Here is an 11,373-nt window from a genome sequence, read left to right as displayed (position 1 = left end):
TGGTGGTCAAACCCTCGATCCCTCCACCCGCATAGCGGGTGGTTTTTTGTTTCGCGCGTTTCACGCACTCAACTGGCTAAAGCCATAACAAAAAAGGGGCCCGAATTACATCGGGCCTCCTTGAGTCATTTTTATGACGGAATTTGATTTCTTATTTCACTTGTGCGCCATTAGGCATGTTGTCTGGTACTGTAGCAAGTGTAAGTTGGTCGCCATGGGATGCTGCAAGGATCATACCCTGAGACAATTCACCACGAAGTTTCACCGGTTTGAGGTTCGTGACACAGATGACTTTGCGTCCAACCATCTCTTCTGGCGAATAGAACTTCGCAATTCCAGATACGACCTGGCGCTGCTCATAACCCAGATCGAGCTGCAATTTCAGCAACTTATCTGCTTTTTTGACCGGTTCGCAGGCAATGACTTGCGCGACACGCAGTTCAACTTTGGCAAAATCGTCAATACCGATCTCTTCCGTACCTTCAGGTGCGGTTACCGGTTCAACAGGTGCTGAAGCTCCAGCATCTGCTTGACTTGTTTCAGGCTGTGCCGCTTTTTGGCCACCAGTCATTGCTTCGGAGATATAAGCAATTTCCTGTTCGGAATCCAAACGCGGGAAGATTGGATCACCTTTTTGCAATGCGTTTCCAGTTGGAACCAGACCCCATTGCTTGGCTGTATCCCAAGCCGTAAGTTCACCTTCCTGAATGCCGAGCTGTGCCCAGATTTTATGAGGAGCACGTGTCAGGAACGGTTGCAACAGAATGGAAGCAATCCGCAAGCTTTCGATCAGGTGAGCCATAACGGATGCCAATTCATCGCGTTTTGCTTCATCACGAGCCAGCGCCCATGGCTGAGTCTCATCAATATATTTGTTGGTGCGGCTGACAAACTGGCTGATCGCTGTCAGTGCTACGGAAAACTGCAAGTTTTCCATCGCCTGTTCCACTTTTTCCACCGTAGCATGGCCTGCTTCTTCCAGCGAAGCATCAAATTCCGTTACATTCGAAGCAAACGCCGGGGCTTTGCCTTCAAAATATTTGTCTACCATGGCAACGGTACGGTTCAACAGGTTACCCAGATCGTTTGCGAGGTCGGAGTTGACACGCTCTACGAAGCTCTCTGGTGTAAACGTACCATCGGAACCAAACGGTACTTCACGCAGCAGGTAATAACGCAGTGCATCGAGACCGTAACGGTCAATCAGGGTAACCGGATCAACGACATTACCTTTTGATTTGGACATCTTGCCATCCTTCATCAACAACCAGCCATGTGCAAACACTTTCTTCGGCAAAGGCAAGTCCAGCGCCATCAACATAATTGGCCAGTAGATCGTATGGAAACGAACAATTTCTTTACCTACTAGATGTACATCCGCAGGCCAGAACTTGTTATACAGGGATGCATCGGATGAACCGTAGCCCAGTGCTGTAATATAGTTGGACAACGCATCAATCCACACGTAAACCACGTGTTTCGGGTCGCCTTTAACTTTGACGCCCCATTCAAATGTAGTCCGCGATACGGCTAAATCTTCAAGACCTGGCTTGATGAAGTTGTTGATCATCTCGTTCTTACGGGATTCCGGCTGAATAAAGCCCGGGTTCTCTTCATAATATTTCAACAAACGATCTGCATATTTGCTCATACGGAAGAAGTAAGATTCTTCTTTGACCAATTCAACTGGGTGTCCGCTATCCGGGCTCTTGGCCGAGATAATCTCACCATTCTCATTCTTCTCTACATCCACCAGTTGAGTCTCCGTGTAATACGTCTCATCCGGAATGCTGTACCAGCCTTCGTACTCACCTTTGTAGATATCTCCCTGTTTCAGCAAACGGTCAAAGATATCCTGAACAATGGTTTTGTGACGTTCTTCAGTTGTACGAATAAAGTCGTCATTGGAAATGTCCAACTTGTTCCACAGTTCCTTGATCCCCACAACGATATCGTCGATAAAAGCTTGCGGTGTCTGTCCTTTCTCTTGTGCCTTGCGCTCAATCTTCTGGCCATGTTCATCGGTTCCTGTCAGATAATGAGCATCGTAACCTCTTAGACGCTTGTAACGAACCATCGCATCTCCCGCCACAGTTGTATACGCATGCCCAATATGCAATTTGTCACTCGGATAATAAATCGGGGTTGTCAGATAAAATGTTTTTTGGTCAGCCATGAATGACTTCTCCTCCTTCAAATGTTCCTGCTTCATGTGATCCCTTCGTCCAAAACAACTAAAAAAGAACACAAAAAACTCCCGCCCCTATGGGACGAGAGTTGCTCTCACGTGTTACCACCCAAATTCCCCATGTTTTTCGCAAAACACAGGCTCTGTCGGTCCTTCGACCGCCCATTAACGCTGGATCACGCCTCAGCCTTACGACAGCAGCTCTGAAATCACTGTCTGCACGCTCGAAAGAGGTTCCTCCGGGACCATATTCCATCCTCCTCCCAGACCGGTTCTCAGCTCATCCGGCTCTCTGCACTGGGGGTGTGTCTGTACTTATCCCTTCACTGGAAAATCATATAGGAAAAATATACTGAAATGCGGACCCCTTTGTCAAGTGGACAGCATACTCAAGTTCAATCCTGGCCTGCTTCCAGGCCACCCGAATACTTCAAGTTACATCGTTACTCTGATACCATCATGGATTTCTCCGCCTTTGGTGGCACCAGATCTACACCGCCTGGATGAAACGGGTGACATTTGGCAATACGTTTCGCTGTTAACAACGAACCTTTGAGCGCACCGTGCACTTCAATCGCCTCCATGGCGTAAGCCGAACAGCTCGGATAGAACCGACATGTTGGCGGTGTTAATGGAGAGATATAGTTGCGGTACACCCGAATGGGTGCCTGAGCAATTCTGCGCGATAACTTCATGGTCAGTGCTTCCCATGAGCGTGTGTATGTCCCGACGCCGCTTTGGCCGGAGCATGCTCTGCACAGTCCTTGCAATATCCAAATACCTCGAACTTGTGGTCTACAACCTGAAATTGCTCAGGCGCATCCGCAAGCTGCATCGGGCAAAAAATAATAGGATATGTCTTCTGACACTTCAGGCAGATCATATGATGGTGATGATGATCTTCACTACAGTGCGCTTTGAACTTAACGCCATCTTCGAAGATGACCTGTTCCAGTACACCCAGTTCCTGCATCACCCGCAAATTACGATATACTGTGTCAAAACTCAGTCCGCTGTAAGTCTTACCCATATATTCATAGACGTCCTTGGGTGTAAGATACCCCGGAGACTCGGCAAATAACCGGGCCAGTGTTTTCCGCTGATCGGTAATGCGAAGCCCCTGTGAGGACATGGTCGAAATAATCTGTTCTGTCGACAGCATGATCTAAAGCACCTCCTGTCATACGAGCATTTTGCATCATTCATAGAGCGACAGTTTATTCGGCAAAAGCGAAAACTTTTACTTTCTTGTATACCTCTAATAATGCATCAAATTACGATTAGAGTCAACGAAGACACCGGGTTAGGTCATTCCAACATCACATAAAAAGGACTCCATGCACATGCATTGCCATTAGTCTAGCTTGAGCTAATGACATTACATTTTGATGGAGTCCCTTCCTGACGGTTCAGATGATCAATCGTTCGGGCGACTTTTGGGGTGAACGGGTATATATGATATAAGCTTTCACTCCAAACCGTCCGTGCATGTTCATGTTATTACTTTTCAGCCGGAAGCGGCGTGAACAGCAGGTTAACAGGCAAGTTACTTCCTGGTGCCGCCGAGAAGAGAATGGTTACACTCTCGCCGTACGAACCTGTGCGATACATAACACTTTGCTCATTAGGTGCAGTTACAGATTTACCTGTGGAAATCTGAACGACCTGTCCATTCACGAGTGCCACACCTGAGTATCTGCCTCCACGAGGGTTGAATGAAATCAACGTGCGCGGAGCAACATTATTCAATGTAATTTTGTACAAAACACCGAAGTTACCTGCGTTGGACGCTTCCGTGTAAGCCATAGGGTCCGTTCCCACAAGGTTTGGATCACTTGCATTGTCTCCGAGTGGAAGACGTACAGGTTTCGACCCTACTTCTTGATCATACGTAATGATCCGTGTTGCATTTGGATAGGTACCACGGTTGTGAACTCCATCACGATCCAGAACTGGCAGGCTCGACAACACTTCCATCGGGTCCTTGTTCTCTTCAATCATGATAATGTTGTAATCCAGTTCATAGTCACTGAATACATCCGAATACAAGGAAATGACTTGTCCCTGTTTCATCGGAAGAACGCTCAGATCATTGAGAATCAGCTTGCTTTCTCCTGGCTGGATGTACACTTTCTTTTGTCCGGTACCATTCTGCATGGACTGGAACCAACGGTCAATGGACAGCTTTCCAGCTACCGTTGCAAAAGGAGACGGTCCTGCAAAACCCATGTTTTGCTGGTCAATGGACGCCGTGTATGCATTGTTGTTTGTCGCTACAACATACATTTTTACGTTTTTGCCCGTGTTGTTCACATGGTGAATCATGAAGCGTGTCTGTCCGAAGGAAGATTCCTTGTACACAATACCTTCCGTATTCACGGTTTCCGGGCTGTTACTGCGGATCAGCAAACTTGGTTCATCATAATAAGTGAAAGGTACTTTCTCCAATGCCGGTACTCCACCACCGTCAAAAGTGAACTTCTCACCGACTGGTGTGAACAATTGATTGAAGTCAGTCACACTATAAAGTGTTTCTCCCGTAATATTGATCATCTTGGTATAGCTATTGCTAGCACCATGTTTATCGGTAACTGTAATCGTTACGGTCTTCGGTCCTGGAACAAAGAATGCAAGTGCATTGTTATCCCATTCTGTTTTTACAATTGCATTCTCATCATCTGTACTTTGATCAATATAAGTGATTTTCTCACCCATTTTGTATTCTTCTTTATCTGTCGTAAACATTGCAACAGGTGGCAGATTCGGTCTTTCAACCTTAATCGTAACCGAATACGGATCACTCCATTGACCACTTGAATCCTGGACCGCATAGGTTACTGTGTATACACCTGGTTGGTCGAATGAATCCTGACGGCCTGTCCAACGCTCATCTACAATGCTGAGTCCCTTGGGAGAGCTGGATCTGGTTGTGTAGGTTACCTGATCTCCGGCAAAGACCTCTTTTTGTACCGTGAAGCTCGCCACCGGTTTGGTACTCAGATTCAATACAACCGTTTTGGCAGATTGATTTACTTTATACGTAATGTCCAGAGCCTGTGTAATTGAAGTCAAGGGCACCATGAACGTATTTTTTTGTTGATAAGCCGCGCCCTTCATCGTTCTGGACACACCATTAACGGTATAGATCTTGCTGTTTGTTTTGAAACGCAGCTCATCTTCACCACTAATAATGATCGTTTCTTTAGTTGTGTTATCATATTTGACATCATAGCCAACCCGGTCAACGAGAGCACGGATCGCTACATAGGATACACCATTTTTAACAGCCATCGGCTGTCCAGCAAGATACGTCTTGCCATCTTGCATCATTTTATTACTGTTCATATAAAGAGTGAGGTCTCCACCCCCGCCTCCAGCAACAGATGAACCGCCTGTAGATGGTTGCTCCACTTCTACTGGTGCAGGTGCTGGTGTTTCCTCAGCTGTACCTTCTTCGTCCGTAGGTTCAATTACCGGCTCAACAGGAGTCGCGTCTGTTCCTGTAGGAACATCTGTCTCAGGGTTCACTTCTTCAGTTGTTTCATTATTTGATGTTGGAGTGTTTGTTCCGAATTTCACTTCGGATTCCGCGATGGTTTGTTCTTTCTTCACAACCTCCACGGATTTAACTTTGGCTGTATTCACTGATGTAGTATCGCTCTGATCTGCTGATTGTGCATTGGCAGGAATCACTGCAAACGCCTGAAACACAGCAAAAGCGGTAAGTATGGACAATTTCTTCTTCAAATTCATTCTTTGTCTTTGGCTCCTTCTGCTCCCATTTTATAAATATCCCCCTCAAAAAGTCATATTATTAGACGCTTGGAACCGGGAAAAGTTGCTAAAAAGTTAAGAGGAGAATTGTAAACTTTTAATAGAAGGAAAATACTATGAAAATAGTTATCTATCAATTATCTTTTCGGCATTCATATCCCAAAATTAACCAATAGAAAATTCCAACAAAAAAATCTCTCTGGGAGATGGTCAATCAGCACCATATCACAGAGAGATGTAAGGATTGAATAGGTCTAGCGCAAACGGACAGGCAGACTTCCTGTTGGCTGCAGTCCACCGGTTAACACATGGGACAGTACCCGAACAACTGCAGGTGTATTCTCATACGTACACACATAACTTCCCGGCCTCGAAATCTCCAGCAGATCATATGGATTGCGCAGAGCAATTACAATCAGCGAATGATTTTTACTAAGCTTTTCAACCAAATACTGTTGCCCTTTCGGAAGATGACCTGCCGATGTGTACGTACATACGATAACTTGTTCACTCTCCGACACATCAGCCAATATCCGATCTGCTTCATCATAAGTGGGCTGAGTAGTAATTTTGTGCTCACGAACTCTGCCTCTCAGTTGCGATAGCGCCATACCCAGCGATTCTGTATGAGACCATGGTTCATCCACCTCTGTACGTTGCACAACCTCAGGCCAGATGACATATACGTCCTTCTCTGGGTCCAATGGCAGCAGCCCATCATTATGAACGATGGTAATACTGTTTGAAGCAATCATGAACAGCGTTGATTCGTTTAATTCACTGGGATCACTGGATTCAGTGGATTCATTGTTTTTAACAGGTTCAGCATCTGCTCCTTCGAACGTTTCACTCGCTTTCAGCGAAACAAGATGATCATTTTGCTGCCCACGGCGCTTTCTTTTCCATGTCATAATGCGTTCCAACGCCTGATGAATAACCTCTTCCGATATGCGCCCCGTTCGAACTGCTTCGTATATGCCTTCCAGCGCAGCAACCTGATCGTGCAAGGTATGACTCACCAGGATCAGATCTGCTCCTGCTTCCACAGCACGAACGGCAGCTTCAGCTACCCCATATGGCTTGGATATTGCATGCATTTCAAGACAGTCTGTAATAATAATGCCTTCAAAACCCATTTCCTCACGTAGCAGACCCGTTAACACCTTATGCGACAACGTTGCCGGAATGGGCTCGGGCTCAATCGAAGGGAACATCACATGAGCTGTCATAATAGCATCAACTCCGGCCTCAATCGCCTTGCGGAACGGTAACAACTCCATCTGTTCCAGCCTGTTTCGATCATGGGGTACCGTAACCATACCAAGATGAGAATCTACGGCGGTATCTCCGTGTCCCGGAAAATGTTTGGCAGTAGCAGCTATGCCCTGTGATTGATATCCGGTGATGGCTGCTACGCCATGAGCGGCCACACTTTCAGCATGTTCACCATACGAACGCACACCGATAACCGGGTTAAGCGGGTTGTTATTCACGTCGACCACTGGCGCAAGGTTCATATCAATACCAATGCTTTTTAACTCACGACCCAGAATTTGAGCACACTCCAGGGTATATTCCGGATTGCCTGTCGCACCAAGTGCCATATTACCCGGCACTTGGGTCATTCCCTCTTGGTCAATCCGTGCAACCATGCCACCTTCCTGGTCCACCGAAATCATGAGTGGTAGGGCCCCCGCTTCAGCAGCCATATCTTGCAGTTCAGCGGACAGCCGTGTCAATTGATCTACACTTTCGACATTGCGCCGGAAATAAATGACACCTCCGACGTGATAGTCACGGATTAAGCGAGTAATCTGTTCATCTGCGTGCTGACTGTGAAATCCACACATCAACAATTGTCCTACCTTTTGCTCCAATGTCAGATCATTCAAGAGTTTCATTCGACCTCTCCTCCCGTTTCCCTTGCTACTACGAACCCAATTGTTTACTCTGCCTGTACTCGGAGGGTTTCATGTGGAAGTGTTTATGAAACACCTTGGAGAAGTAACGGCGCTCCTTGAAACCTGTTGCTTCCCCAATCGCTGTAATGCTCCATTCGGTTGTAGTCAACAATAAAGCGGCACTTTCCATCCGTTTCTGCGTCATGTATTCTACAAAAGTAACACCCATTTGAGTTTTAAATAGCTGGCAAAAGTAACCCGGGCTGATTCCGAGCCAATCTGAGACTTCATCTATTCCCAAGTCCTGTTGCAGCCGTGCATCCATATACTCACATGCAGACAGGATCAGTTCCGATACAGAAGGACGTGGCTGCGTTTGTTTGCCCTGACAGGCATGGGTAACGACCTCTGCAAGTTCGAGAAGTTCCCTCATGGATACGGCCCCTTGCAGTGCATTCCAAAAATTCACTTCGTGCTCTTCAGCGAGGGCCTGTACTTCACGCAGTTCCCGAAGCATGTGTACAAGCATAAACCGAAGATTGGTTTCATCTATCCTGTTGAAGGATTGTCCTGAATTCCCCATTTGCTGTTTAAGCCGCTCCAACACATCACGTAACCCCTGCTTGTTCCCTTGACGAATCCACCGAGTAACAAACTCCAGATCTTCTCTTGTAATCCATGAGTTAGCCCCTTTGGAGGCCGTATGATCATACGATAAGGTGGTTTCGGGACAACTCGCTTTCAGCACCTTGTCTTCACTCTCCGAATGGGACATCAGTATTTTTTGACAATGCCGGTATCGCTCCAGAATTTTACTTTCCAGGTTCACGGGCACATCATCCTGAACAACCCTGACCTTCACACTTGAATCCAAGGACAATATCACATTTAATTCGAGACACAGTTGATGGGCCAGTTCCTCTGAGCGACGTTTCCACTCACCTGATGCCTCCAGCAGGATGCACCACTCCCCTTTGCGGGTCGAAAGAATCTGACAGTCATCCATAATTCTCTCTGCCACTTCTCTAAGTCTGGAACTTACGGTCTCATGCCATCGTTGATGCTGAAGCTCGGACCAGCCGATAGAATGGCGAAAATAACCGACTGCATCCACCAGCAGCAACGTATACGGTGTACCAGTTGTTATGAATTCAGGAACAGAGGCAGGATAGGCAATCTCCAATGGTGCTTCTCCTCGCAACAGGTCAATCAACTGTTTGTGTCTGATCCAGCTTTCCATCTCTTGGCTGCGATAACGTTGCGATTCGTTTTCCTGACGTCTCTTCTGGATCTGCCCAGCAAGTTCACGCAGTTTATGTTCAAGATTCAAATAATCAATTGGCTTACATATGTATTCATGTACGTTATACTTGATAGCGGTTCGAGCATATTCAAACTGCTGATAGCCGGTCAGCAAAATAATCTCACACGTTTCACCCTGCTCTCGCAGCAAACGAATAAGTTCCAATCCATCCATAGACGGCATCCGAATATCACACAAGAGAATGTCTGGATGACTTTCTGTTACTTTCCCCAGCGCTTCTACACCACTTCTCGCTGTACCTGTGATTTCAATCCCCATCTCTTCCCAGGGTAAAATGTAGTTCAGATTCTCCAGAATCGGCAGCTCATCGTCAACCAGCATTGCAGTCAGATTCATCCGGCTTCCTCCTGCTCATATAATGGAATGATGCATCGAATAACTGTGCCATACCCCGGTGCTGAACATATAAATATGCCATACCCGGCCCCGTATTGAATACGAATTCGATCTGCCACACTTCGTAATCCCAATCCCCTGCGTTCCGTTATGGACGATAATGATTCCGCCCCTTCCGCGAGCATATCTTCCGGCGGATCTTCTGCCATATACTCAAATCGTGCGAGCATTTCCTGGGGAATACCGATCCCATTATCCTCAACACATAACACCAGATGACCCCGTTCTGCATATGCGCTTATCCGCAGTACGCCTGGATAGGTGATCCCCTCAAACCCATGTTGAATACTATTTTCCACCAGAGGCTGGAGGGTAAGCTTAAGCAGAATTGAGCTGTATAAATGGGGTGGAATGTCAATCTCATAGGTGAACAAATCACTGAACCTGTACTGTTGAATCTCCAGATAACTCTGCAAATGCCTTATTTCCTCACCCAGCGGAATCTCCTCCTGATCCTGAATGCTGATACGAAGCATATTGCCAAGTCTGGTCACCATCTCGCTTACTTTGCGACCCTCCCCACGCAGCGCTAATCCATTAATGGATTCCAATGTGTTAAACAGAAAATGAGGTTTGATCTGGGCCTGTAATACACGTAGTTCCGCTTGGGCTTTCTGCTCTTGCTCTGCACGAACACGACGGAATAATCCCCCGATCCGATCCAATAGTTCATTGAAACCTTGCGCAAGCAGCTGCATTTCATCGAATCCTTTTCCTTCCACCCTCGCATTAAAATCACCATCATCCACACGACGCATAAACCTTACAAGTACAGCAATGTTACCCGTAATGCGATTCATGAAAAAAAGATTAAAGATCATCGCTGCGAGCAGGCATAACAGAATAATGATGACAGACCAACCGGCAAAGGCATTGGTTTCCGCAGATAAGGCTTCCCATGAAGTCACACTGACGAGACTCCAGTTATAGTTCTTTAGATGATATTGCGAAATGATGCTCTCTTTGCCGTCAAAAACCGTTCTGACACTGCTAAAACCGGGACCGTAACTGCCGGATTCAGCACCAAGATTTTGCATGTTCTCACCGTTATATATACCTGCAGGATCATAGACGATCAGCCCTTCTTCGTTAATTAACAGGAACGACGTATCCTGTGCCGAATCGCTGATTTGCAGGTGACGGAAGATCCGGTCGATCTCTCCTTTTTTGATCTGAACAACAAGCACGCCGATATTTTGAAAATAACTGAGTTCTTTGACCAGTCTGATCTGGGTGAAGACAGGCTCTCCCCCGGTTAATTCGGGATATTCCAGAGGTGCGAGCCATTTAGGCACGCCATTAAGTTGCTGAATTTCGTTGAATAAGGGATGCACTTTGAATTGCTGAAAAGGAAGGGCTTGAAAGTTTTCTTTGGTGAAAATGGAGACAATCTGGTTATTCTCGGAAGAACGCAAATCATATAAAAAGGCATAACTAATGAACGGATAATTATATAGAAGGGAACGGAAATTGCGCTGGCTGGCATTCAGGGATAACTGATTACCGGTTCCCAGATCCTGCTTGGTCGGATCTTTGGCGTTCAACGCCATTTGAAAAACCGATGTCGCTATCCCGTTGTCGGTCACATTGTTAATCTGCTGAAATACATTCTCAATATTGTAGCTGATGGCCTGAAGCGCATATTCGGCCTGTTGATTGTATTTTTTCTCAATCGTATGTGATGTGACCAGAAACATGCCAATGCCCAGCGCACACATCGGTACAATAATCAGCAGCAGAAATGCCAAGGCCAGCTTCATTCGCAAGTTCATATCCCGTTCTCCCTATTC

General features: G+C 46.4%; 7 protein-coding genes. All 7 read right to left on the bottom strand.

The genetic code is table 11. From position 1 onward, the window contains the following. Positions 1 to 151: 151 nt before the first annotated feature. A complete protein-coding gene (metG, locus tag J2Z28_RS27465) occupies positions 152 to 2,176 on the bottom strand; it encodes a methionine--tRNA ligase (RefSeq protein ID WP_244988566.1) in 2,025 nt (674 codons plus the stop codon). A gap of 455 nt (positions 2,177 to 2,631) precedes the next feature. After that, a complete protein-coding gene (gene yidD / locus J2Z28_RS27460; RefSeq protein WP_017687565.1) occupies positions 2,632 to 2,883 on the bottom strand; it encodes a membrane protein insertion efficiency factor YidD in 252 nt (83 codons plus the stop codon). Positions 2,884 to 2,885: 2 nt separating this feature from the next. Continuing rightward, entirely contained in the window at positions 2,886 to 3,350 is a 465-nt protein-coding gene (locus tag J2Z28_RS27455) for a Fur family transcriptional regulator (protein WP_017687564.1), read from the bottom strand. Between the two features lie 338 nt (positions 3,351 to 3,688). Next, complete coding sequence (locus tag J2Z28_RS27450; protein WP_211085316.1) at positions 3,689 to 5,941, bottom strand: stalk domain-containing protein; 2,253 nt, start codon at positions 5,939 to 5,941, stop codon at positions 3,689 to 3,691. Positions 5,942 to 6,216: 275 nt separating this feature from the next. Further along, entirely contained in the window at positions 6,217 to 7,863 is a 1,647-nt protein-coding gene (gene nagZ / locus J2Z28_RS27445) for a beta-N-acetylhexosaminidase (RefSeq protein ID WP_211085315.1), read from the bottom strand. Positions 7,864 to 7,891: 28 nt separating this feature from the next. Further along, positions 7,892 to 9,523 carry a response regulator transcription factor gene (locus J2Z28_RS27440; protein WP_211085314.1) on the bottom strand — a complete coding sequence of 544 codons (1,632 nt, stop codon included), beginning with the start codon at positions 9,521 to 9,523 and terminating at the stop codon, positions 7,892 to 7,894. Continuing rightward, positions 9,520 to 11,355, bottom strand: a complete 1,836-nt coding sequence (locus tag J2Z28_RS27435) for a cache domain-containing sensor histidine kinase (protein WP_211085313.1) — start codon at positions 11,353 to 11,355, stop codon at positions 9,520 to 9,522. Before J2Z28_RS27435 ends, J2Z28_RS27440 begins: the two co-directional genes overlap by 4 nt. Positions 11,356 to 11,373: the final 18 nt, after the last annotated feature.

It is taken from the genome of Paenibacillus xylanexedens (assembly GCF_017874615.1).
Lineage (GTDB): Bacteria > Bacillota > Bacilli > Paenibacillales > Paenibacillaceae > Paenibacillus > Paenibacillus xylanexedens.
The sequence above is the reverse complement of the archived record's forward strand: the minus strand, read 5'-3'. Positions and strand labels throughout refer to the sequence as shown.